At 33.5% G+C, this 23,847-nt stretch carries 20 protein-coding genes and 3 pseudogenes; 8 read left to right on the plus strand and 15 right to left on the minus strand.

The features are described from left to right. The first annotated feature begins 471 nt into the window (after positions 1-471). Entirely contained in the window at positions 472-834 is a 363-nt protein-coding gene (locus VF726_RS17125) for a carboxymuconolactone decarboxylase family protein (protein WP_088058929.1), read from the plus strand. Positions 835-955: 121 nt separating this feature from the next. Here the strand turns inward: VF726_RS17125 and VF726_RS17130 are convergent, their stop codons facing one another. The 4 genes and pseudogenes from VF726_RS17130 to VF726_RS17145 all read right to left on the minus strand — a co-directional run bounded on the left by VF726_RS17130 (position 956) and on the right by VF726_RS17145 (position 4,320). Beyond that, entirely contained in the window at positions 956-1,411 is a 456-nt protein-coding gene (locus tag VF726_RS17130) for a TspO/MBR family protein (RefSeq protein ID WP_240588615.1), read from the minus strand. Between the two features lie 153 nt (positions 1,412-1,564). Next, a pseudogene (locus VF726_RS17135) lies at positions 1,565-2,995 on the minus strand (cryptochrome/photolyase family protein). 72 nt (positions 2,996-3,067) lie between these two features. Then, the gene (locus VF726_RS17140; RefSeq protein WP_440170461.1) at positions 3,068-3,889 is read right to left on the minus strand and encodes an SDR family oxidoreductase; all 822 of its coding nucleotides are present in this window, start codon (positions 3,887-3,889) and stop codon (positions 3,068-3,070) included. 5 nt (positions 3,890-3,894) lie between these two features. Further along, positions 3,895-4,320, minus strand: a complete 426-nt coding sequence (locus tag VF726_RS17145) for a MarR family winged helix-turn-helix transcriptional regulator (RefSeq protein WP_048560574.1) — start codon at positions 4,318-4,320, stop codon at positions 3,895-3,897. Positions 4,321-4,903: 583 nt separating this feature from the next. On the opposite strand from VF726_RS17145, the gene VF726_RS17150 reads away from it, so the two are divergent. From VF726_RS17150 to VF726_RS17160, 3 genes are all read left to right on the plus strand, one after another. Next, entirely contained in the window at positions 4,904-5,419 is a 516-nt protein-coding gene (locus VF726_RS17150) for a DUF3231 family protein (RefSeq protein WP_048560573.1), read from the plus strand. A gap of 176 nt (positions 5,420-5,595) precedes the next feature. Then, a complete protein-coding gene (locus tag VF726_RS17155) occupies positions 5,596-5,895 on the plus strand; it encodes a WGxxGxxG family protein (protein WP_440170465.1) in 300 nt (99 codons plus the stop codon). 203 nt (positions 5,896-6,098) lie between these two features. Next, the gene (locus tag VF726_RS17160; RefSeq protein WP_440170468.1) at positions 6,099-6,953 is read left to right on the plus strand and encodes a manganese catalase family protein; all 855 of its coding nucleotides are present in this window, start codon (positions 6,099-6,101) and stop codon (positions 6,951-6,953) included. Positions 6,954-7,207: 254 nt separating this feature from the next. On the opposite strand, the gene VF726_RS17165 is transcribed toward VF726_RS17160, so the two are convergent. The 4 genes from VF726_RS17165 to VF726_RS17180 all read right to left on the minus strand — a co-directional run bounded on the left by VF726_RS17165 (position 7,208) and on the right by VF726_RS17180 (position 10,037). Further along, positions 7,208-7,660, minus strand: coding sequence for a spore coat protein (locus VF726_RS17165; protein WP_048560570.1), 453 nt, complete (start codon positions 7,658-7,660; stop codon positions 7,208-7,210). Between the two features lie 14 nt (positions 7,661-7,674). Continuing rightward, complete coding sequence (locus VF726_RS17170) at positions 7,675-7,875, minus strand: hypothetical protein (RefSeq protein WP_048560569.1); 201 nt, start codon at positions 7,873-7,875, stop codon at positions 7,675-7,677. Positions 7,876-8,247: 372 nt separating this feature from the next. After that, on the minus strand, positions 8,248-8,922 hold the full coding sequence (locus VF726_RS17175) for a spore coat protein (RefSeq protein WP_440170471.1): 675 nt from the start codon (positions 8,920-8,922) through the stop codon (positions 8,248-8,250). 515 nt (positions 8,923-9,437) lie between these two features. Next, positions 9,438-10,037: a CPBP family intramembrane glutamic endopeptidase gene (locus tag VF726_RS17180; RefSeq protein ID WP_440170473.1), complete on the minus strand. Its 600-nt coding sequence runs from the start codon at positions 10,035-10,037 to the stop codon at positions 9,438-9,440. Between the two features lie 98 nt (positions 10,038-10,135). Here VF726_RS17180 and VF726_RS17185 point away from each other — a divergent pair. Next, a pseudogene (locus VF726_RS17185) lies at positions 10,136-10,318 on the plus strand (alpha/beta hydrolase); the annotation flags it as partial. Between the two features lie 226 nt (positions 10,319-10,544). On the opposite strand, the gene VF726_RS17190 reads toward VF726_RS17185, so the two are convergent. From VF726_RS17190 to VF726_RS17220, 7 genes and pseudogenes are all read right to left on the minus strand, one after another. Beyond that, positions 10,545-11,633, minus strand: coding sequence for a GerAB/ArcD/ProY family transporter (locus VF726_RS17190; protein WP_440171407.1), 1,089 nt, complete (start codon positions 11,631-11,633; stop codon positions 10,545-10,547). 27 nt (positions 11,634-11,660) lie between these two features. Further along, positions 11,661-12,848 carry a Ger(x)C family spore germination protein gene (locus VF726_RS17195; protein WP_440170475.1) on the minus strand — a complete coding sequence of 396 codons (1,188 nt, stop codon included), beginning with the start codon at positions 12,846-12,848 and terminating at the stop codon, positions 11,661-11,663. Next, the gene (locus VF726_RS17200; RefSeq protein ID WP_440170478.1) at positions 12,845-14,437 is read right to left on the minus strand and encodes a spore germination protein; all 1,593 of its coding nucleotides are present in this window, start codon (positions 14,435-14,437) and stop codon (positions 12,845-12,847) included. The genes VF726_RS17195 and VF726_RS17200 overlap by 4 nt, the downstream gene beginning before the upstream one ends. Before the next feature lie 969 nt (positions 14,438-15,406). Continuing rightward, positions 15,407-15,616 (minus strand): annotated as a pseudogene (locus VF726_RS17205) (DNA repair protein); the annotation flags it as partial. A gap of 817 nt (positions 15,617-16,433) precedes the next feature. Beyond that, the gene (locus tag VF726_RS17210) at positions 16,434-18,023 is read right to left on the minus strand and encodes a bifunctional metallophosphatase/5'-nucleotidase (RefSeq protein ID WP_440170481.1); all 1,590 of its coding nucleotides are present in this window, start codon (positions 18,021-18,023) and stop codon (positions 16,434-16,436) included. Positions 18,024-18,708: 685 nt separating this feature from the next. Beyond that, on the minus strand, positions 18,709-20,349 hold the full coding sequence (locus VF726_RS17215) for a catalase (protein ID WP_000829762.1): 1,641 nt from the start codon (positions 20,347-20,349) through the stop codon (positions 18,709-18,711). A gap of 113 nt (positions 20,350-20,462) precedes the next feature. Next, complete coding sequence (locus VF726_RS17220; protein ID WP_001074308.1) at positions 20,463-21,299, minus strand: bromoperoxidase; 837 nt, start codon at positions 21,297-21,299, stop codon at positions 20,463-20,465. 492 nt (positions 21,300-21,791) lie between these two features. On the opposite strand from VF726_RS17220, the gene ycaC reads away from it, so the two are divergent. The 3 genes from ycaC to VF726_RS17235 all read left to right on the plus strand — a co-directional run bounded on the left by ycaC (position 21,792) and on the right by VF726_RS17235 (position 23,846). After that, positions 21,792-22,436, plus strand: coding sequence for an isochorismate family cysteine hydrolase YcaC (ycaC, locus tag VF726_RS17225; RefSeq protein ID WP_000131219.1), 645 nt, complete (start codon positions 21,792-21,794; stop codon positions 22,434-22,436). A 175-nt stretch (positions 22,437-22,611) separates the two neighbouring features. After that, on the plus strand, positions 22,612-23,256 hold the full coding sequence (locus VF726_RS17230) for a hydrolase (RefSeq protein ID WP_000067162.1): 645 nt from the start codon (positions 22,612-22,614) through the stop codon (positions 23,254-23,256). After that, complete coding sequence (locus tag VF726_RS17235) at positions 23,253-23,846, plus strand: antibiotic biosynthesis monooxygenase (protein WP_074562269.1); 594 nt, start codon at positions 23,253-23,255, stop codon at positions 23,844-23,846. The genes VF726_RS17230 and VF726_RS17235 overlap by 4 nt, the downstream gene beginning before the upstream one ends. Position 23,847: the final 1 nt, after the last annotated feature.

Raw genomic sequence — 23,847 nt, forward strand, 5'->3', positions numbered from 1 at the left:
TTTAATGTTTTAGAAGTAAAGTACTAAAACAGGTATTAGTATTTTTCTTTTAAGTAAAATTATGTAGGATTTTTATAAATAATTTTTTACAATCATTAAAATAATATAGACAGTGAAGAAAGATTCAATTCAATATTTTTATTAGTTTATTGTCCTTATCTAACATCAAGATTTTAGTAAATAAACGTCTTATTTCCAATATTTTTCTAGAACTTGTGTTGAATGTTTCAATCTTAATTATATGTCTTTACTATTTGACGCCAATAATTTCTGCCTTCTTTTATGCAATATTTTTAATTAAGTATGCAAATTCCTTTACTGACTATCCAAAAATAATTTAGAGTATTCCCATTTTATATTTAAGCTTAAAATTATTATCTATTTTTCTTTTTGCAATTATGATTAATTAAAACTACTTACGCCCATACTATCCTTTGTTTAATACATACTACATATGGAGTTGAATTTAAAATGGAATATAAAGATAAAAATTCTACTGAAGCTGCCCTATTACAATACAAACATGGGTTGAGTTTATTTGCTGAAAAAATGCCCAAACTTACTGAACAATTTAATTCTTTTACAGAAGAATGCTTTAAAGATGGTAAGTTATCAAAGAAGGAAAAACAATTGATTGCATTGGGCATAAGTCTTTATTCTCAGGATGAGTATTGTATCATTTATCATACAAAGGGATGTATGGATCAAGGTGCTTCAGAACAAGAAATCCTTGAAACGGTTGGAGTAACAGCTGCATTTGGCGGAGGCCCTACCATGAGTCAGGCAGTCACACTTGTTCAAGAATGTATAGAAGAATTAAGTAACAAAAATTAATTACAAAAAGATTTTCTTGAGCTTAAACTTTGTTTGTTTATTTCCACAACTTTTATATATCGACTAATAAACATAAAAAACTTGAGCATTTTTTATTATGCTCAAGTTTTCATTTACACATTTAATTCATACTATAAATTGCCCAAGATAAGTATGTAGCAAAGGTAGTCCATAACAGATAAGGAATTAGAAGCCACCCAGCTGCTTTAGATAAGCGGAATGAATAAATGATAAGAAGAAATGCAGTAACAGCCACTAATAGACAATCTATTGTTGCTAAAAACAAATTTTTTTGACTGAATTGAAAGTAACTGAACGCTTGATTACAGATATAATTTAAAAGGAATAAAAACCAAAATGTTTTTGGATTAAATCCATACTTGTTGTAAATAATTGCAACTGATAATGCAATAAGTCCATATAATACAGCCCATATAATTCCGATCGTCATACCAGAAGGTGTCCAAGATGGCTTTTCTAACGCATCATACCAAATACGATCAATAGGGAATAAAATACTAGAAACATAAAACAAACCATATGTTAGTAAGAATACTATGACACTAGATTTTTTCATAAACATTCTCCTTTTCAATAGAAGGTTTTAGAAACTCTATATGATTCGTATGTTCTTTCAATGAATAAAATTTTAATATTTAATATGCAAATAGACATTCTTATATTTTTAATTATAACCTTTACATATCAAATTTATATTGATTCGTTTATTTTATACAAATTCCTTCATATTTTTATATACACAAAGCGCTCTCTCTCGCGCTGCCTTATGATCAACAATCGGAAAAGGATATGTATCACCAAGCTTTATATTGGCTTTTTGTAAAATCTGCTCAGATGCTTCCCAAGGTTTATGTATATATTTGTTTGGTATATCTCTTAATTCTGGTACCCAATTTCTTATATACTCTCCGTTTTCATCAAACTTTTCCCCTTGTTTAATCGGGTTAAAAATACGAAAGTACGGTGATGCATCTGCTCCACTTCCAGCAACCCATTGCCACCCCATTGTATTATTTGCAATATCAGCATCTAGTAGTGTATCCATAAACCATTTTGCTCCTTCTTGCCACGGAATTAACAAATGTTTTACAAGAAAAGAGGCTACAGCCATTCTTGCCCGATTATGCATAAAACCTGTTTGCCATAGTTCCCTCATTCCCGCATCAATAAACGGATAACCAGTTTCACCCTTCTGCCATACTCTTAATAACTCCTCTTCATTATTCCATGGAAAATGTTCAAAGCTCTTATTAAGAGGTTTATATACTGTAAATGGATAATGATATAGCAAATAATAAGAAAACTCTCGCCAAATTAATTGACGTATAAAACCATTAACTTATTTTTCAAAAAGGCTACATTGCCTTTCAATACTCTTATTTGTTAAATAATGATATATAAACTTCACTGATATTTGACCAAATGAAAGGTAAGGTGCCAACATCGAATGAACGTTTTGATTAGGAAAATCCCTTCTTTCACTATAAGAGGGTAATTTATTAGAAAAAAATTGTTTAAATATTTTGTATGCCTCTTCTTCTGTAGGACTCCATATTGAGTCAATATGGGATGTCCAAGGTATAATTGGAAGTAAGTTTAGCTCTGAAACAGATAAACTTGCTGGTAGAGGACTTATCCCCTTTAAATTCTGCACTTTACTAATAGGTGCAGGTATTACTTGCTTTTGAAAAGCATTATAAAAAGGAGTAAAAACCTTATATTCTGTGTTATCTTTCTTTTTAATAATCCAAGGTTCTAATAACAAATGGGATTCAAATTCTCTACAGGTAATGCCTATATCTTCAAATCCCTTTTTCATTTTTTGATTATATTTTAATCTCTCCGGATCATAACAAACATTCCAATATACAGCATTTACATTCATTTCTTCTATGAGAGACAATATTTCTTCTTGTGTATTGCCTTTACAAATTAGCAAAGTAGAGCCTAATGCTTCAAGCTACTCTTGGACATCTGTTATAGCATGATGTAGCCACCACTTTGAAGCACCTCCTACAAAAAAAGTTTCATCTTGTACATATACTGGAAGAACCTCACCCGACTGAGCAGCCTCAAATAGAGCTAGGTTATCATATAAACGAAAATCTTTTTGAAACATAACAATAATTTTATTTTGCATGGCTATCCTTTCTTACTCTTAAAACATAATGGATTCTTTATGTGAATAAGTATCTCTTTTACTTTTGCATTATTATATTAATAATTCTTTGTGATCATAAATAAACTTTTGCATAGTTATTGGATTTCTATCTAGTAAATTTGATAAATCTGATGTGACTTTTTTAGCTAATCCTAATTTTGCGGTTGTATATATTCCAATCATAACCCAAATAAAGTCACTTTTAAGCCCCTTTTTAACCATTCTTTTTCTAAATGTAAATATACTTGGGTTTGTATAGACAATATGCTTATTTATTATTTTTGAAATAATAGCAGCAACTTCATAATATGTTAATGCCTCATTTCCTGTTAAAGAATAAGCTTTAAATTTATGTCCCTCTTCAGTTAATATCTTAGCTGCAACTTCTCCAATATCTCGTACATCTATAAAACTTGTTTTCCCTTTGCCGGCAGGTACCTCGATTATCTTTTCATTTCTTAATTCATCACCATGTTGTGATAGTAAATTTTGCATAAAAAAACTCGGTCTTAGAAATGTATAAGGGATTCCAGAATCTTTTATTATAGCTTCAATTTTAGCATGAGGTACTATTGGATTTTTTTCTACTCCTAATAAAGATAAAAATACAATTTGTTTTATACCTATTTCTTTTGCAGCATCTATAACAGGCTGGAAATATTTTTTCGCATCAGCTAGATGTGGTGGTCGTATTAGAAATAATTTAGTAACACCTGTTAAAGCAGCCTTTACAGATGAGGGATTTTCAAAATCAAAATATACTCCTTCAGTTTCTCTACTGCGCGTTGCGACTTTGAAAGTAGCATTTCTTTTTATTAGTCCTTTTACAACCTCTTTCCCTACATTCCCTGTAGCACCTGTTACTAAAATCATTGTAATCACCCTCTATTTTTTTGTAAATTTCGAATCATACTTTGCAAAACTCGAACTGTATTTTCTACTTCCTCTTTAGGAATACTAGCTGTAGCACTTTTTATAACTTCATCGCTCACATTTTCTATTTCCTGTATTAATACCTTAGTTTCATCCGTTAAAAATATTAGATGTGACCGTTTATCTTTAGGATTATGTTTTATAAGAATCCATTCTTTTTGCAATAATCGTTGTATGATTCCAGTTACTGTTGGGCGGTCTGCCAAGAGCCTTTCAGCGATCATAGCAGGGGTGGTTCCATTTGGATAAAGAGATATATCCTTTAACACAGACCATTGCTGAGCTGTTATTTTATATTCTTTTAATTGATTTGATAATTCTGTTTTCGTCATTATACTTACCTTGTGTAATAAATAACCTAAATTATTCATATAACCCCCTATAGTTAGTGTACTAATTATATAGTTAGTATACTAACTATATTAAACAAATGCAAATTTTAATTACTAATTTATATCTAAAAAAGATAGATCAAATTGTTTCTTAGATTTTAGTTTAATTTAACATTAAATGTTAGATTCACATTCTTAAATGGTTTAAATTTGTGCTATTTTATTAAAACATAACCTTCTTAACAGTGACATATCAGCGATAATTTATTTCTATTACGTACAGTTGTTAACAAGTTCATTTGCAAACTTTTTAACAACTTTTTATATCTCTGCATAAATACAATCACCTTTACTACGATTGTTACAGCTTCTTTCATTTCCACTTCAGCTTTTAAGTTAAATAATCTATAAACTAAATCGAATTCATATTCCTATCCTAAGTTATATGGTATATATTCTTTTCATTTGTACATTATAGATTGAGAAAGTATTACTTGTAGTTAGGGTGTTCCAAATGAACTTTAGAAACCTATTTTCTTTATTACGGAACATTTTCAAAACTATTTTTTCTTTCATAAAAAGTAGTTCAAAAAATTTATTCAGTTTAAGGAGGCATCTTAAAATGGGAGTATTAAGTGGCAATCCCCAAAATGAACCAATGCATTATGGAGAAGTTTTTGCACTTTGGAGTTACCTTGCAGGGGCACAAGGTGCAATTGCTGGTTACCAAGTTCTCGTTAATCATACCGGAGACGAGGACTTAAAAAAATTTTTAGAAAACCTTATAGAAAATGATATCCAATCAGAAGTTGAAGAATTAAAAAACTTGTTGAAATTAAATGGAGTGGCATTACCACCAGCACCTCCAGAACGACCAGTTGCATCTATTGAAACAATCCCTCCTGGCGCTCGTATTAATGATGCAGAAATTGCAGCTAAAGTTTCTATGGATCTTGCTGCTGGATTAGTAGCATGTAGTCAGGCAATGGGACAATCTCTTCGAGAAGATGTAGGAATGATGTTTGGACAATTCCATATGAAAAAAGCACAAGCAGGTGTTACTTTACTGCGATTAAATAAGAAAAAAGGTTGGATCATTCCCCCTCCTTTACATGTTCTTCAATCTGATCAAGCATAACATAGAGTAAGCGGTTAGTTTTTTTACCGCTTCTTTTTATTTACCTATAACCTTTAATATTCGTAATCAAATATATTACTCGTAAATTTAGCCGTATTGTTATGGTTTATATGCTCTTAAACGAATAATGTACAAAGGAGCTGGAGAAATTAATACATGAGAAAGGAGGGAAAACTATGAAGAAGAAATTATCATCTATTTTAAGTGTTTTAGCACTAGCTATTATGTTTTTAGGCACAACTGCCCATGCTGAATACGATGGGAATAACATGAATCGAGTTAATAATACTGATATTTCAACTCGAGTTAATGACAATAACATGAATCGAGTTAATAATGATATGAGAACTCGAAATGTAAATACAACAAATGATTTAAATGATAATCGTGATAAAAATAATAATTGGGCTTGGCTTGGTTTATTAGGACTAGCAGGGTTACTTGGCCTTAGAAGAAGAGACAAAGAAACACGCTAATGTGGAAGTTTTTTTAGTAAACAAGTACTTATCCATCAAGATAATACAGTGAACATAAAATATAAATCGCCTTTAAAAAGGCGATTTATTAATTTTTCAAAATTAATACCTAAATATAATCAGTTATATTATGAGCTAATATGTTCAATTCATCAAAAACCTCATAAATATTTTTTCTATTCCAAAAAAGAGAGGATTATACTATGTATTATTATAAAGAAGAATTAATTAACATAATTAAACCAGACAAGCCAGACCCTGCGGCTGCTAAAGTCTTACAAGAAATATTGGGTGGGCATTATGGCGAAATGCGTACAATGATGCAATACTTTTTCCAAAGCTCAAACTTTAGAGGCAAAGAGAAGCAATATCGTGATTTAATCCGAGGTGTATTTCTTGAAGAGATTAGTCATGTAGAATTGGTACAAAATACAATCAATCAACTGTTAAACGAGGCTGGTGGATCACAGCCAGGCAATGTAGCTTTAGATGGTGCACCAATTGATGAGGCTGTAAAACTTGCAAATCCTCATCACTTTATTGTAGGTGCTAAAAGCTCCCTTCCTGTTGATGCAGCAGGCAATCCTTGGAATGGGTCATGGGTATACAGTCACGGCAACTTAATTAGTGACTTATTAGATAACTTAGTTCTAGAATCGACAGGTGTATTGCAAAAAACAAGAATATATGAAATGAGCTCTAATCAAACATTCCGAGAAACACTTGCATTTTTAATTGTGCGTGATAATGCACATCAAAATGCTTTTGCAAAAGCATTAGAAACATTAGGTGTAGAATGGGGAAAACTGTTCCCAGTTCCTAACTATGATATAAATAAGTATCCAGAATGTAGAAAGTATGTAGAGATGGGATTCCATAACGCTCAGTTTAATTTTAGATTAGATCCAACAAGAGTGGGAGAGATATTCCAAGGAGAATCCCCAAGTAGAAATAAAGGGGAACTACATGTTACAGAACCTCCAACAGGATTTCCTGTTCCAGAACTACCAGAGATGCCAAACGAACATAGCCCTGGCTTAAAAGATATGAATTTATAATCATTTTTCAAATTGGCTTTTAATTTAATATAATGTTTTCAAATTTTTACTGTTTAAAATTGAAAAACCGCATCCAATATAGGATACGGCTTTTCAATTTTAACAAATAACCAGACTTTATTTTCCACCATATTGTTTGTTTACATTAATAATTTAGAGATGGTGAATATTAGTCCAGTCATGATAAATATCCATTGCTTGTACCACAATTAAAACAGTGGGTATTCACCAATAAAGGACCATCCTATTTAAAGTTATAAAATGTTTAATTTAACTAATAAAGCTAATAAAATTTGAAGAAGGATTTGAACATTTACCGCTATATCTGTATCAGTAGTTGTAACTGAAACATTTCTAGAATTTCTAATAACAGTTTCTTGTTTATTAATTTGTTTAATAGATGATTTTTGAAACAAATCTTGTGCTACGCGATCAGCTTTCTCACTGTCTGCTATAGAAATACTTAAAATAACTACAATTGCCGCTTGTAACGCTGCTTGGATAGATAATGCAGCTTTTGTATCTGTAGTAGTAACCTGTACATCTGCTGAATCAACAATTCTGATAGATTCTTCTGAGATTTGGTAAGTTTTACTTTCTTGTGCAGCTCCTTCTGAAACGTTAGCATCTTTAAAAGAAGGATGAGGATTTGAAGAGTCTAATGCACTCCACTTTTTATTTTCATCTGAACGACCTTCTTTGCCCATGAGATCACCCCCTTTCAATCCAAATAATTATTGACCTGCGATTGTATTTCAGAAACAATATTTTTAATTTGCTGCTTTTTTTCTGGCGCTAAATTTTTTATTTTTTCTTCATTTATCCCATGCCTATTAAGAATATCTGAGAGTAAAAGGTCTATAATTATATTCTTTTGATCCTTATCAAATTTAAAGGAAGAAAATTTGTTTAAATCATCCATTTACAATATTCACTCCAATCAAATTTACAATAATAATTTCAAATAACTACCAGCATTATATGTATTTTGATGAGAATTGCTTGGACAAGTAACTTAATCTTTTATTTTCACTTCTTTTTTTCCAATAAAAGCAAAAAGCTGTCTTCTAATACGAAGACAACTTTCATTTACTTTACATATACATAGATTTCATTTACTGCTAAATAGTATATTTTACCTTTGCTATTGTGTGGTTATCTACAATTATTTTCACATTAATCTTGAATATTAATCCAGTCATAATGAGGAATCCAAGCTTGTACCACATACTACACCAAAGTAAATATTTACCTAGAATGAACCCTTATAGTTAATATAAACAGGATAAATACTTTATAAAATGTTTAATTTAACTAATAAAGCTAATAAAACTTGAAGAAGGATTTGAATATTCACTGCAATATCTGTATCAGTAATTGTTACGGATACGTTTCTGGAATTTTTAATAAGTGTTCTTTGTCTATTAATTTGTTTAATAGATGATTTTTGAAATAATTCTTGTGTTATTTTATCGGCTTTTTCACTATCTGCTATAGAAATACTTACTACAACCACAATAGCTGCTTGTAATGCTGCTTGGATAGATAGCGCAGCTTTTGTATCTGTAGTAGTAACTTGGACATCTGCCGAATCAACTATTTCAATATATTCCTCAGAAACTTGATCAATTTCATCTGTTTGTATAGCTTCTTCTAAAAGATTAACATTTTTAATAAATGAATAAGAATTTATTGATTCAGAATCCTGGTTTTTTGGTTTAGAATCCTGGTTTTTTGGTTCAGAACCCTGGTTTTTTGGTTCAGAACCCTGGTTTTTTGGTTCAGAATCTTGGTTTTTTGGTTCAGAACCCTGGTTTTTTGGTTCAGAACCCTGATTTTTTGGTTCAGAATTCTGGTTTTTTGGTTCAGAATCTTGGTTTTTTGGTTCAGAATTCTGGTTTTTTGGTTCAGAATCCCGGTTTAATGGACTCCGGTTTCTCTTTCTTCTACAAAATTCACACTCACACATAAAATCACCCCTTTTAATCTGAAAAATTAGCAATATAAAAATATTGGCTAACTAATAGCATTTTATGTGTTTTTAAAAAAATTGTTTGGACAAGTAACTTAATATTCTATCTTTACTTCTCCTTCTTTGTTTCTAATAGGAGTACCGCCAATCAAATGACATAAAACCTACGCTAAAGGTAAAATGGGATTCAGCCGAGATACACGTAAAAACAGGTCATAAGGTTACTTTTTTTTCAAAATAAATGGTTGTGAGTAAATTTTATCAGCTACAACATATTTTTATTTTATAAGTATCTATATAAAGAAAGAGTACATAAATTAAATTATGTTCTCCTGCTTTCTTATTCATACCGTAAACATTCTATCGGATCTAGGTTGCTTTTGTGCTTGTAAGAATGAAAAAAGAACCCTAAGGTCCTTTTTTGTTATTGTTTGTTACTTATAAGTAAAATAATTTTTTTATTTTAAAAGCATTGGTAAAAATCCAATAATGTCGAAAGCAAGGTGGCAAATTCAACTTACCCAAACGCTCTTTGAATTTTTCCATATATAATTCAGGAATAACCTAACAGGGACTATAGTTATCAATAATTGCATTGGCACGAAACCATAAGCAGGAATATGCCATAAGGCAAACAGAACGCTACATATTATTGATGCTGTACCAAATTTTAATCCTAATTTTTGTAATGCGATGATTATGTTAGTACATAGCAATTCTTCACCCATTAACATGAATGGTACACGGATTAAAATCATCGAAACACTTATTACTTGAGCAACAGAATTTGTAGTTGGGGGTTCAAAAATATAACTATATAGTGCGCCTGAACCCATGCCCACGATAATCGTTAAAGGCAAACCCCAGAGTAATGTCTTAAATTTAAAATGTTTGAATTGCTCTAAAGATATTTTCCCTAAAAAATAGTATCCTATAATTCCACATAATACAAGATTCCACGAAGCTTCAAGAATCATTGTTAATAATTCAGGTATATTACCCACTATAAATGCGATACATTGATATAAAAGTCCGGAAATAATTAATAATCCCAAAGCTAAAAGAGATTTTGAATCAATTTTCTTCTCTGTTTCTATAATCTTTGTTTCCACAACAACCCCTTCTTTCTTATTATTTCGTTAATTACAAATATTTAATAACATATAATCATCCTAATTAATGGTAATTCAGGAGGGTACAATAACTTTTATGGAATACAGATACATATATTATGTATGGAGACAAGGATGAACTGTGCGAATTTGAAACTATTAACTATTTTACAAAAAAACATCGTTGTGAATTAGAAGTCATGGAAACAGGTGAACATTACTTTCATACTGAAGAACAGTTAAAGATATTTAAACAGTGGTTACACAAACATATCGCTTAACAAATTACAATTTATCTTGAACCTGTTAGAGAAGAATCGTAAATATATAAACTGATATTATATTTGAGAAACATTATAAATGTGAATGTATTCACTTAAACAAACAGATGCTTTAGTTCAATAAGAATTAAACAACTTCATAATCACGCAGAAACGCCGCTGAAAAGCGGCGTCTTTAGTCAAAAAACTAAGTATACCTACTATTCCAACACATTACCGATTGGTTTTATGCATATTTCCTTCGAATTTTGCCAACCACCAATAACAGTAAGGGGATCCCTAGCTCATAAACGGGAAAAGCAATTGGAATTACGAAAAATATATAGTAATAATGGGTAAATGTCTGGATATTTTTAACTGACACAGCTATGATGAACGAAATAGGAGCAAGAACCAAAGCTACTTTTCGCCAATCCTTCAAATGAAACATTTGTGCTGTTCCATAACAAGCGATAAACATGTATAACGCCAGTTTAATAAAAATACTAAAAAACCAAATAATAACAATTAAAATATCCACATTTTGAATGAACTCCATGACGGATATGTACCGGCTCAGATCGTAAACTGGATATAAAAAACTTGAAGGTAAATTTGGACCGAATGTTAAAATGACCGCTAATGTTCCGATTGTTACCATGAAAACGGCTAGTCCTACTCCCCACATCGCCCTTGATGATGCTTGTTCTGGTTTGTCCATAAAGAAAACGAACATTGTCATCATGACAGCCTCTCCAAAAAATGCGGCTACAGGAGTATAGGAACCTTTAAGGATGGGAAGCCATCCAGAATCGTGATAAATAGGTCGCATATAATCCCAATTCATATTGTCAACATTCAAAATGATTACAAACGTTATCATTAAAAGTACTATTGGTCCTATGATTTCACTTAAACGTCCAATCCCCTCTATCCCGCCTTGGTAAATAATAAAAATGAGCAATAACATCGCAGTGAAGACGATGACCCACAAAGGTGTATTATGAAATAAAGCGATAATAATGAACTCACCAAATTCACGGACGGTTATCCAAATTATCATGTACCAACCAAAGAAGTAGAAAATCATCAGTAGCTTGCCTAGCCATTTACCAAGAATGGTTTGGCTAAATTCAATTAGAGTTTGCTTCGGATAAAGCGAACCAAGTTTGGTTGCCAAAAAAGTAAGAGCAATCCCTATCGCTCCTGCAATCAAAATCGAGATCCACGCATCTTGTTTGACAGTACGAATCGTCGCTGGAATAACTAGAAGGAGGGACTGTCCCACTTCAAATGTGAACATCATCCAAAAGATTTGCCTGCCAGAGATTTTCATTGAATTTCTCACACTCTATATTCCTCCTTATTTTTTCATCTCATTTTTCTTTAACTGCAACGGTGGTCCAGTCAGTCCTACTCTTCGAATAGTAAGCTTTGTATGAACAGAAACCTGCACTTTTCGAAATTGTTTACTCCAATTCTTTTTTAGACCTTTCCATTCAGATGGATATTTTTGATGAATGGCTTCTCCAAATCCAAAGATATCGGTTCCGTATTGTTTTTGAATTTTTTTAATGATTTGAAGAGATTGCTTTTCGGATTGTTTTTCTAATACATGTTCTAAAAGAGTAAGATTTTTTGGTTGCGAAAGATCTAAATTCGTGTTATTCTCCTGAATCGTTCCTTCACCAGAAAAAACAATGTCACACTTAATTGTGTCCCCTTGTATAGTAGGTATGATTTTTCTTTTGATTTTTGTCATATATAAACTTGCACTACCATTTCCTTTAGAGGCGCTTGCTGTAACCGTCTGTTTGCTTAAACGATTCACTACCCAAAGAGTGGTTAACCATTCCTGCATGTTTAAGTATCCTACCAATTTGAAATCGTTGTTAAATATAGCACCACCTACAATTTGAAAACCTTTGACCTCAGTTTTACCTTTTTTATGAGACACATTTAGTTTAATAACGGGCAAAATTGGGGTGATTCCATCACTCGTACCAGCAATAAGAAAATTTAATAAAGACATATCTCCTAACGCCTCTATTTGCATATGCTCTTTCAGTGCCCCAAGTGCCGGGATAGACTCTAAGGGGGTGGCTGCTTTCAGAAATTCTTTTGCAGTATTCCCTTTTATTACGAACGCACCTGCTCGTAATCGAATATCAGAATCTCGACTATATGCATCTAAAACGGGAGCGAGACCGCTTTTAGCCATTTTTTCTCCGATCAATATTACACGCTGGTGCCCTCGAAAAATTTCTCTCGACATTTTTGTTTGCATCATTTGTATAGCTTCATGTGTATCCTTTCCAATTCCTGATTCTATAAAAACCGCTTTTCCTGCATTACTTCTTCCGCTCTGTCCCATTCCCATTTTTGATGGAATAATAAACTGAGCGCTAATTTCAATCTTGTTATTCTTCGCTTGATCAAGTCCCCATCCTAATTCTATTGCCAGATCATTTAACTCCGTCCGATCCCAACATCCCGTCAAGAAACATAAAGAAACGACCAGTATCATACAAAGTGCCTTGTGCAGACTCATTCTGTTTCCCCTCCCCGTTCCGCACCTGGTTTTTGTCCATCTGGAAAACGGACTTTCTCTTCACCAGATACCATTATAGGGCGGTGCGTCATATTCCAACGAGGTGTTCGGAGAAAAACATCCTTTAAATCACGCGGAGTTTGAGGTGCAACCGGACTTAAATACGGAATTCCAAAAGAACGGATGTTAGTTAAATGAATCAAAATCGCAAGGGTACTTATTGCAATGCCATATAGCCCAAGCATCCCCGCCAATAACAGCATCGGAAAGCGTAACATCCGATAAGCTGTCCCTAAGTTGTAGCGCGGGAACGCAAACGACGCAATACCGGTTGTTGCCACAACAATGACCAAAGGTGCTGAAATAATACCCGCTTGCACAGCAGCTTGCCCGATAACAAGTGCTCCGACAATACTAACTGCTGATCCAACAGGTTTTGGTAACCGAACACCCGCTTCCCTCAAACCTTCAAATAAAAACTCCATCATTAGCGCTTCTATAACAGCCGGGAAAGGAATGCCTTCTCGCGCAGCTGCAATACTAATAAGCAAATTTGTCGGAATTAATTTTGGATGAAAGGTTGTAATAGCAACATAGAGAGACGGAAGAAATAATGAAATATTGATTAATATTAAACGTATCCATCGAACGAAAGTTGTGTAGATGGAGCGTTCATAATAATCCTCCGCCGCTTGCAAACCTGTCCAAAATGTCATAGGAACGATTAAAACGAAAGGTGTGTTATCCACTAAAATGGCGACTTTCCCTTCTAATAAACTTGCACACACCGCATCTGGCCGCTCAGTATTTTGAATTTGCGGAAAGGGAGAGAAAGGTTGATCCTCGATAAACTCTTCAATGAAAGCTGACTCCAACACCCCATCAATTTGAATTCGCTTTACCCTTTGGCGAACTTCTTCCAAAACCGAATCGGGCGCAATTCCCTCAATATAGGCAATTACCACATCTGTCTGTGACAATTCCCCAATGGAATACGGTTCCATTTTTAATTTTTGGCTTCGGATTCTTCTGCGAATAAGACTCGTATTGACCCTTAACGTTTCCGTAAACCCATCCCGAGGACCACGAACTGAGATCTCGGCAGCTGGTTCTTCAATACCCCTTTTTTCAAACCCTTTTAAATCAGCGACCAGAGCTTGACTCTCACCTTCTGTTAAAATGACAACATTCGCTTTCAATACTGCTTCTATAACCTCATGAACTTTAGAAACCGTTTTTACTTGAGAAACAGCAATAAGCTGATTTTGTATAATTTCTCCTAACGAATCCACGCTCTTTAATCCACTAGGCATACCCTCGAACATCATTGGTTTCAAAACAACTTGTTCCACAATCCTATCGTCTGTTAATCCATCTATATAAATAAAAAGAATTTTAGTTTGACTATTTAAGAGTATTGGACGAAAAACAATATCGGAACAATTTTCAAAAGCTTGTCTCAAAACTTCTTCATTCGCAGATACACTCTGCTTGAGTTCACACTCTTGATTATTTTGGAGCAGCATACTTGCACTCTCAAGTTCCTGAATATCTTTTCTCAAACGATTTCTACTAAGTTTTTTCATCATACTACCCCATTTATCGAATGGTTTATGTTTTTATACTTGAACTTTAGTGTTAGTGATTTCTTGACAGAAAAGCTTTAGAAACCTTTCCACTACATGATTTTTGGGTAAGTAATCATTTGTCTAGAAAACAACAGGAAAATATCCACTCTATATCCTTCTTAAAATCTCCTTACACATGAAAATTATTCAATTTTTTCTATAAGTTAGTTACTCTAAAATGAGGTATCCATAATGTAATTTGTAAATGATGTCTGGTTAAATTGATACTAATACACTTATAGAAACGAGTAAAAAGAGCATGCTCTGAAGAAAGATAGATCAGAACATGCTCTTAATTTATTTAATGGAATTATTCTTTTAAAAAAAATTATGATCATTTCTATAATCCTTCTTTCACTAAAACACCCTTTAATGAAATAATTGTAATAATATGAACTCATTTTTAAGTAAACATAAAGCTACTTCAAAATATGCAATAATAGTTGATTTTGAAGTTGTTTTATGGTTAATTGCTTAACCTTTTTCGGCACTCTGCATCTAGACGTTAAATCTAATCACCGCTGCAAGACTTTATCAATTTCTTCTTTATGGTTTAAATCGATGTTGGGAAGCGTTTTGAATAAATAACGAAGAGAGTGCTAGGACTTAGATTATTCTCTTTTGCCGTTTCAACCACACTATACATAATGGTTCCCCTATGCCTCATGCCCTTCCTCATTATAAATCTTTTGTCATCTTCCAACGATTTTTTAAACGCTCATTTATTTCTCACTACGAAGAAAAGAGTAAAATAAGCTTGGATAATACAACACTGTCTGTATTATCTAAGCTTATTTTACTCTTTTCTATCCGACACTTACCAAAAATGGATATTTCCAATTAATTTCTCCCCAAACATTTTTCTATTTTTGAGAAAAATTAAGATAACCTTTGATATCATTGTTAATTTAACTCTAAAAAAACATCACTATAAAATTTTGCCATTTTCTTAATTCCTAACGCTTTTAATGGCGGTGTTGCTGCTAATACGATTGATCCGCTCTGATTCACATCCCCTACGACAGCCAATTTTGTATAACGTGGATCCAGTCCTTTTTTAATACATGATACACTCGCATAAAAGCTACGAAGATCTACGCAAAGAATAATACGATTAGGTAAAAGAAAATAATCATACAAGGCAATCACCCCCCAGAAAAAGAACACTTGTTCTTATCATATACGAACATTCGTTCTTTTTAAAGGTATTTTCATGAAAATTTTGGTTAAAATAACCGTACTTTAAAAAATACCCAAGGAATTACCCTCAATATTCAAATGCCAATATTATTTTCACCATTTGGCATTACACTGTATTTAGCTATAAAAAATTTCACTAAATGTATTCTTGGTAACATGAGTATATAAAAAATAAGCTTCTTATCTATACACTATCAATCATGGAGAGAAAAACTAGAATTTCAAGTAACTCATAAGCATAAAAACTACTAAAACAAACCAATTAAATCTTTATTATCAAAACATAGTTTATATAAATTCCTTTGTTTCTTATATGTGTAAAGATAATAAAATACTATTCCCAAAACAAAAAACAAGGATTTTTAATTTACTTCAGCTTTCTTATCTCTCATGCATATATTCTTCTAAATTTGATTTTCCCTTGTATATTTCTCCAGCAAAATCTCCTACATAGCGCATGCACTAAGATTCATTCGTATAACTTAAAGTATCCAATTTCAGTTTGTGTTAGTAATGTAGTTAATATTGGACTAATATGAAGTTCCAAATTTTGTTTTTTTACAATGTATTCTCTTTATCATAGAGTTAATTTAGGGGTTATTTTTTGTCTACTCCATTGTTTTCGGCATTCTGCATCTAGACGGTATACCCATTGGCCACAGTAAGACTTTATTTCAAGCCCATAAAAAATAGATTACCTGCACACGAAAAATTATAGCGTACAGGTAATCTATTTGTTTTTGAGATTAATAAAAACCTAATTTATTTTTTGAATTCTTCCATCAATAATAGACTGAATTGGTTCTTTTGATTTTTTTATGTAATCTACTAATGCTTCAAAATCAGTTGGTCCTGTTTCAGCATCTTTACCGTTTTTAAAGGATACAAATCCATCTCCACCTGAAGCTAGAAATGCGTTCGCAACGACGCTGTAAGTTTTAGAAGGAATAATTTCTTCTCCATTTGTTAGGCGAATACTTGTTACTTTTTCTCCATTAGGTTTGTTTGCATCCCAAGTGTATTGGATCCCTGAAATTTGAAGCATTCTTGTTATGTCTTTTTGCCATTGTTGATTTAAAATATCACGAATATCTTGACCCGTTAAATTTACTTTTATTAATTGATTTCCGAATGGTTGAATACCATATATCTCTCCCCATGTAATATCACCAGCATCTAAGTCATTACGAATACCACCAGGATTCATAAGTGCAATTTGAGATTGCATTGTTGCACGCTGGGCATCAGCAACTAAATTTCCAAGAGTAGATTCACCAGCCGTATTTAGTTTGCGATCTAGTGAAGCAATAGACTTACCTACAACTTCATTAACAAGAGGTGCGATTTTTGCTTGATATTTCTCCATCTTCTTCTTTATTTTTTTATCAGGCTCCATGCCTTCATGGTAAGTTGTAACAATTTCTGCTTTTTTCTCAACAATATCTTGTGTTTTACGATCAATCTTTACATCAACATCAGCAAAAGCCATACCGTAAGAATTTGCTTGTACGACAAGTTTATTATTAACAGTTCCATTTACATAAGTGTGGCTATGCCCACCAAAAATAACATCGACTTCTGGATCAGTCTCATTTGCTAATCGGACGATATCACCATTTGTTACGCCGTTCCCATCTGTTGTCCCCCCATTATGTGCAAGAACAACGATAGATTTAACGCCTAGTTTTTTTAATTGCTTTACGGATTTGTTAATAGCTTCAACTTCATCTGTAATTTCTACATTCTTTAGCATAGTAGGCATAACAAGGTTAGGCACATCCGTTGTTACGACTCCGATAAATCCAACAGGAACTCCTTGTACCTTTTTTATAGTGAATGGTGGTAAAAATAAACGACCAGTGGATTTATTATAGAAATTTGCGGCAACATATGGGAATTTTGCACCTTTAAATTTCCCTGTTTTCTCATGGTATCCACCATAAATAAGGCGGTTCATTTCTTCAACACCTTCATCAAATTCATGATTTCCTATCGTTCCAACATCGAATTTCAAATCATTTAGAAATTCAATGGTAGGTTCGTCTTGTAATAATGCTGAAACAGGAGTACTTGCTCCAACAACATCGCCAGCATGTACTTTTAATGTATTCGGATTTTGTTTTTCACGATCACGTAAATAAGCCCCTAAGTACTCGATTCCCCCTGCATCTTTATTGTTAATTTTTTTTACTGTGTCTAGTTGCCCATGAAAATCGTTAATACCGAGCATTTGTACATCTATGTAGCGGTTTGGTTCTGTACTTGCTTGGGCTGAAGGTACAGCGAATACACTAGTAAAAGTAACTGTACTTAATGCTAAAGCAACTGGAATGATTTTTTTCAACATAAAATTTCTCTCCCCTAATTAAAATCTTACATAATACAATGTTATTTTAATATATTAAGAGGATTATTTCTATAAAAATTCTACTAATTATAAAAATTAATAAGATTTTATCATTTCCCAACAAAACACTTCTTCTTCAAAAATTTGAAGATGTAAAACAACAATTTTAAGAGGAGATGATTATTCGTAGGCTGTAGTCTACACTTTTGGATTAGGATATAAAGGCCCTCTCTCAACTTAAGAAACTTCACTACACAAACAAGAACATATACATTTCTTTGTTTTGAGAATTATTCAAAACATTATCTTGATAGTAATATAGCAATACTTCTAAGAGACTAAAAAACTCTAATCCATACATGTTAGCTGTTAAGAAGCATATTCAATCCGAAACTAATGGATATTTATAAACCTAACTCAATATCACCATTTAAAAATGAATAAAAATTTTGTTATGGAAGATTTCGATTCTTTAAATTGATTACAGTGGTGCACTACGCCGCATTCAAAAAGATGCTCCTGGATTTATCCAAGAGCATCTTTTTGAAACTTTATTTTTTATTTGTTTATGAACTATCTTATGATATTTAGTACTTCTCATATAAAAAAACATTTTAACAATCATATGGAAGGCTACCTAACTATTTTCACGGAATCTCTAGGTATTCTACTGTGCTCACTTCAATTAATAAGGATCGGATTCATGGCTTTTCTTTACTGCATCTTTTGTTGCTTCGTTTGCAGCTAATGAACCTTGACCATATTTTGATTTACTTACTTCGCGGCCCGGAAGTTTGTTTTCCGTTTTAGCTTCTTTCATTTTCTTTTCAATACCTTCTTTAACACGACGGCCATAATCTTCATCAGCTTGTGTGAAGTGTGCAATCATCGCATTCTGAATTCTTTTGTCACATACTGCAAGTGCTTCAGATAGATTTTTAACCAACTCATTTCTTTCCCACTCCTCAAAACTACGATACGTGTGACCTGCTTGACCATAATTGTTAGGACGATCGATTGGTGCGCTCATAGCAGCCGCATTGTAAGTTGGTTGGTGTGGATGATGCTTTTCTTGTTTTGCATCTTTATAACCACCCAGCATAGATGGCTCATAGTTAATATGCGGATTTTCTCCAGACTCTTTCGGATTACGCATATCCATTTGACCACGATGTTGATTTGTGCGAACAGGCGCTTTAGGTGCATTTACAGGTAATTGCAGATAGTTTGCACCAACGCGATAACGTTGCGTATCTGAATAAGAGAAAGTACGACCTTGTAGCATTTTATCATCTGAGAAGTCCATGCCATCAACAAGTACTCCTGTACCAAAAGCAGCTTGTTCAATCTCTGAATGGTAATCAACTGGATTACGATCAAGAACCATACGTCCTACTGGTAACCATGGGAACTGCTCCTCTGGCCAAAGCTTCGTATCATCAAGCGGATCAAAATCGAGTTCTGGATGATAACCATCCTCCATAATTTGTACAAATAGCTCCCACTCTGGATAATCTTTACGCTCAATTGCTTCATATAAATCTTGTGTTGCATGACTAACATTCATTGCTTGAATACTGTTTGCATCTTCTTGTGTTAAATTTCGAATTCCCTGCTTTGGCTCCCAGTGATATTTCACCAATACAGCTTCGCCTTTTTCATTTACCCATTTATAAGTGTTCACACCAGATCCCTGCATATGGCGATATGTTGCTGGAATACCCCATGGAGAAAATAAAAATGTAATCATATGTGTTGCCTCTGGGGTACGAGAAACAAAGTCAAACATCCGCTGAGGATTCGATACATTTGAAACTGGATCAACCTTAAATGCGTGAATCATATCTGGGAACTTCATCGCATCACGAATAAAGAAAATCTTCAAATTATTCCCCACTAAATCCCAGTTACCATCTTCCGTATACATTTTCACTGCAAAACCTCTTGGATCCCTTGCTGTTTCTGGTGAGTCCTTAGCTCCAGCTACTGTAGAAAAACGAACCATTAACGGTGTTTTTTTACCAGCCCCTGAAAATACTTTCGCACGAGTATATTTTTCTGCCGGCTCATCTCCAACTTTTCCATAGGTTTCAAAATACCCAAATGCTCCAGCTCCTCGCGCATGTACTACACGTTCCGGAACCTCTTCTCGATCAAAATGAGAAATTTTTTCGATGAAATGATAATTTTCAAGTGTTGCTGGACCACGATTCCCAATTGTTCGGATGTTTTGATTATCCTTCACAGGGTGCCCCTGTCGTGTTGTCAATGTCTCACGTTTCACGTCTTGTTCCTCTAGAGAATTCTTGTCCTGGTTTTCTGCCATAATTGAAAACCTCCTCAAAATTATTCACCTTTAGGTATTTCCATTTATTAGAAAAAATATGATAGAATTGCAACTTATTTATAATGTATCAATTAACAATTATATAGTTGTAATCAGTCCTTTAAAAATAATAGAAGTGCTTCATTAAATTCTTTAGCATGCGTTGCATTTAGCCCATGTGGACCACCCTTTATTAACGATACTTTAGAATTAGGAATTGCTTCATGTGTTAATTTCCCACTATATTCAAATGGTACAGTTGCATCAGAGTCTCCGTGAATAATAAGAGTAGGTATATTAAACTTCTCCAAGTCTTTTCTAAAATCTGTCTTACTAAAGGCGGTAATACAATCAAGCGTTCCTTTAGGTGATGCACCGGCTGCAATATCCCAATTATATAAACGGAATGGCTCACTAACTAAATCTGTTCGATCACCCGCCGCGAAAAATCCCTTAGTAAATTCATCAAGAAATGCAAGGCGGTCATTTATCACACCACTTTTGAATGTTTCAATTGTTGCATCATCTAATGCCCCTTCAGGATGATCCTCTGATTTGTATAAATAAGGAGGAACTGCTCCAGCAAAAACGGCCTTTTCAATACGATCTGTTCCATACGTACTAATGTACCTAGCTACCTCGCCTCCACCCATAGAAAAACCAACAAGTGTGACATTTTGAAGCTCTAACTGTTCTAATAGTTGATGTAAATCAGAAGTAAAGGTATCATATTCATACCCCTCCCACGGCTGAGATGATTTTCCAAAACCTCGACGATCATATGTTATAACTCTGTATCCAGCCTCAACAAGAGCGGGAACTTGGTATTCCCAAGATTGACCACTTAACGGCCAACCATGAATGAGTACAACTGGTTTTCCTGTGCCATGATCCTCATAATATATCTCAATTGGTGCTTGATTTTCGGTTCCTACAGTAATTTTTGCCATTCTCCTACCTCCTTTAATATATATCCTTTTCTTCAATAATCCGGATAAATCTCATAACCTATTTATGCCCATTTATATTGTGAACTCTATGTATAAAACTCTACTGTTCCGATGCATTCATTTTCTGTTTATGGATAATTCCCCATCTCCTACCTTTCTTATTACGAAGTATTTGCTAAAAATTCCTCCTATTCAATTCTAATAACAAAAATAGGTGACTATCAATATCGTTCTATCTATAGAATGTATAGGTAAAATCAATCTATTTTATAGTGAAAACATCTATAGTTACGACCTATATAAATTATAGATAATTTAGAATTGATTAACGAATCAGTTTTCAAATACTATAAATTTGTATAGCACTTCATGTTCTGTGAATGCTGCTATAACCAATATTATTGGTCAGCTTAGTTATAAACGAAGAAACTTATGATAGCATTCGACTATTTAAACTTTCTTCGATCACTTAATTTTTAGGAGGAATACATAATGACTGATCTCTATTCTCGTATTAACAAAGATGATGCTGTCGTTCTTTTAGTAGACCATCAAACTGGTCTTATGTCCGGACTAGTACGTGACTATGGTGTTGATGAATTCAAAAACAATGTTTTAGCTCTTGCTCACACTGCTAAGTTTTTTGATTTACCAGTTATTTTAACAACAAGCTTTGAAAACGGACCTAATGGACCTTTAATGCAAGAATTGGTTGATCTCTTTCCTCACGCACAAAAAATAGCTCGACCTGGACAAATTAACGCATGGGATAATGATGATTTTGTAAAAGCAATCGAAGAAACTGGAAAAAAACAACTTATCATCGCGGGCGTAGTTACGGACGTTTGTGTTGCTTTCCCGGCACTTTCTGCTATAAAAGCTGGATATGAAGTATTTGCTGTTACGGATGCTTCAGGAACTTTCAGCAAACAAGTTGCGGATGCTGCCAATACGCGTATGGCACATAATGGCGTGCAACTTATGAACTGGTTTAGCGTAGCTTGCGAATTACAACGCGATTGGCGCAACGATGTCGAAGGTTTTGGCAATTTGCTTGCTAGTAATCTTCCAGGCTATCAAAATATAATTGGAAGCTATTTAGGAGCTCAACGAGATCTTAGTAAACAAAATGTATAAATGTATTCCAAGGAAATAGCTTTAAATCACTTTTTTTTAAGTAGATAGTATAAATTTAGTGCTGATTAAATCAGCACTAAATTTTAAATTAAAAAGTATAGCAAAGCTTCAATTGACAGAAAACACATTACTTTCAATAAATTATTATAAACAATTAAAAAAGGAGCGCTTTATTATGAGTAATTTAGAATTGTTAAATCCGGAGAACAGTGCCTTAATTTTGATTGATTTTCAACCTCAAATGACTTTTGGAGTTGCAAGTATTGATAGACAAACATTGATTAATAACGTTATGTTGCTTGCTAAATCAGCAAAAACTTTTAACGTACCTACTATTCTTACTACAGTTGAGACACGCAGCTTTTCTGGTTATTTTTGGCCACAAATTCTTGACATATTCCCAAACCATGAAATTATAGAACGCAGTTCAATGAACTCTTGGGAAGATCCAAAATTTGTTGAGGCAGTTAAAGCAACAGGTAGAAAGAAATTGATATTTGCAGCACTTTGGACTGAAGTTTGCCTTGCATTCCCTGTGCTTGAAGCAATTAAAGCTGGCTATGAGGTGTATGCAGTTGATGATGCTTCAGGTGGTACTAGTTTGACAGCACATAACGCTGCTATGCGTCGTGTAGAGCAAGCTGGTGCAATTCCAGTTACAGCAATTCAAGTTTTACTTGAATACCAACGTGACTGGGCACACAAAGACACTTATGATGCTGTAATGGAGATTGTAAAGGAACACACTGGTGCTTACGGTCAAGGTGTAGAATACGCATATACTATGGTGCATGGCGCGCTTCCAAGCAGAAAAATATGAAACAAGAAGGAGTAACTGTCGAAGAGACTCATACAGAGAACACAATGGATGCTACTGATCCAGTAACAACAATTGTTACATGGGAAATTCAACAAGGGAAAGAAAAACAGTTTGAAACATGGAGACATGAAATCGAAGCTGCCGCTACTAAATTCCCAGGGCATTTAGGTGTAAATCTAATAGTCCCCAATAACGAATCCAGAGAGTATACTGTTATTTTTCGCTTTGATACGTATGAGCATCTACGTGCTTGGCAAGAATCAGATATTCGCCGAGATTTGTTAAAAACAGCAGAACAATTTCAAGTTACTAATCCAACTTACAAAACTGAAAGCAGTTTGGCTTATTGGTTTGTTACTCCGAAAACACCAGTTCCACCGCCAAAATGGAAAATGTCTATCGTTACCCTTCTGGGTGTATGGCCTCTTAGCATGTTAGTTCCTAAATTGATAGGACCTATTATAAAACATATGAATCCTATTATGTCCGCTTTTTTCGTTTCTGTATGTATAGTGTCCTTGCTATCATGGGTAGTTATGCCGATTTTCGGTAAATTATTTCATCCATGGTTACAAAATAATAGGAAGTAGA

Origin of the sequence: Bacillus sp. Brlt_9, from assembly GCF_051948935.1 — a bacterium.
GTDB lineage: Bacteria > Bacillota > Bacilli > Bacillales > Bacillaceae_G > Bacillus_A.

Bases quoted from the DNA above. Each gene is read 5' to 3' on its own strand.
- VF726_RS17160 (WP_440170468.1), top strand. From the start codon at position 6,099: ATGTATTATTATAAAGAAGAATTAATTAACATAATTAAACCAGACAAG.
- VF726_RS17190 (WP_440171407.1), bottom strand. From the start codon at position 11,633: ATGAAAATCTCTGGCAGGCAAATCTTTTGGATGATGTTCACATTTGAA.
- VF726_RS17210 (WP_440170481.1), bottom strand. From the start codon at position 18,023: ATGTTGAAAAAAATCATTCCAGTTGCTTTAGCATTAAGTACAGTTACT.
- VF726_RS17215 (WP_000829762.1), bottom strand. From the start codon at position 20,349: ATGGCAGAAAACCAGGACAAGAATTCTCTAGAGGAACAAGACGTGAAA.
- VF726_RS17145 (WP_048560574.1), bottom strand. From the start codon at position 4,320: ATGAATAATTTAGGTTATTTATTACACAAGGTAAGTATAATGACGAAA.
- VF726_RS17170 (WP_048560569.1), bottom strand. From the start codon at position 7,875: ATGGATGATTTAAACAAATTTTCTTCCTTTAAATTTGATAAGGATCAA.
- VF726_RS17155 (WP_440170465.1), top strand. From the start codon at position 5,596: ATGAAGAAGAAATTATCATCTATTTTAAGTGTTTTAGCACTAGCTATT.
- VF726_RS17220 (WP_001074308.1), bottom strand. From the start codon at position 21,299: ATGGCAAAAATTACTGTAGGAACCGAAAATCAAGCACCAATTGAGATA.
- ycaC (WP_000131219.1), top strand. From the start codon at position 21,792: ATGACTGATCTCTATTCTCGTATTAACAAAGATGATGCTGTCGTTCTT.
- VF726_RS17235 (WP_074562269.1), top strand. From the start codon at position 23,253: ATGAAACAAGAAGGAGTAACTGTCGAAGAGACTCATACAGAGAACACA.
- VF726_RS17195 (WP_440170475.1), bottom strand. From the start codon at position 12,848: ATGAGTCTGCACAAGGCACTTTGTATGATACTGGTCGTTTCTTTATGT.
- VF726_RS17200 (WP_440170478.1), bottom strand. From the start codon at position 14,437: ATGATGAAAAAACTTAGTAGAAATCGTTTGAGAAAAGATATTCAGGAA.
- VF726_RS17140 (WP_440170461.1), bottom strand. From the start codon at position 3,889: ATGATTTTAGTAACAGGTGCTACAGGGAATGTAGGGAAAGAGGTTGTA.
- VF726_RS17165 (WP_048560570.1), bottom strand. From the start codon at position 7,660: ATGGGCAAAGAAGGTCGTTCAGATGAAAATAAAAAGTGGAGTGCATTA.
- VF726_RS17175 (WP_440170471.1), bottom strand. From the start codon at position 8,922: ATGTGTGAGTGTGAATTTTGTAGAAGAAAGAGAAACCGGAGTCCATTA.
- VF726_RS17130 (WP_240588615.1), bottom strand. From the start codon at position 1,411: ATGAAAAAATCTAGTGTCATAGTATTCTTACTAACATATGGTTTGTTT.
- VF726_RS17150 (WP_048560573.1), top strand. From the start codon at position 4,904: ATGGGAGTATTAAGTGGCAATCCCCAAAATGAACCAATGCATTATGGA.
- VF726_RS17125 (WP_088058929.1), top strand. From the start codon at position 472: ATGGAATATAAAGATAAAAATTCTACTGAAGCTGCCCTATTACAATAC.
- VF726_RS17230 (WP_000067162.1), top strand. From the start codon at position 22,612: ATGAGTAATTTAGAATTGTTAAATCCGGAGAACAGTGCCTTAATTTTG.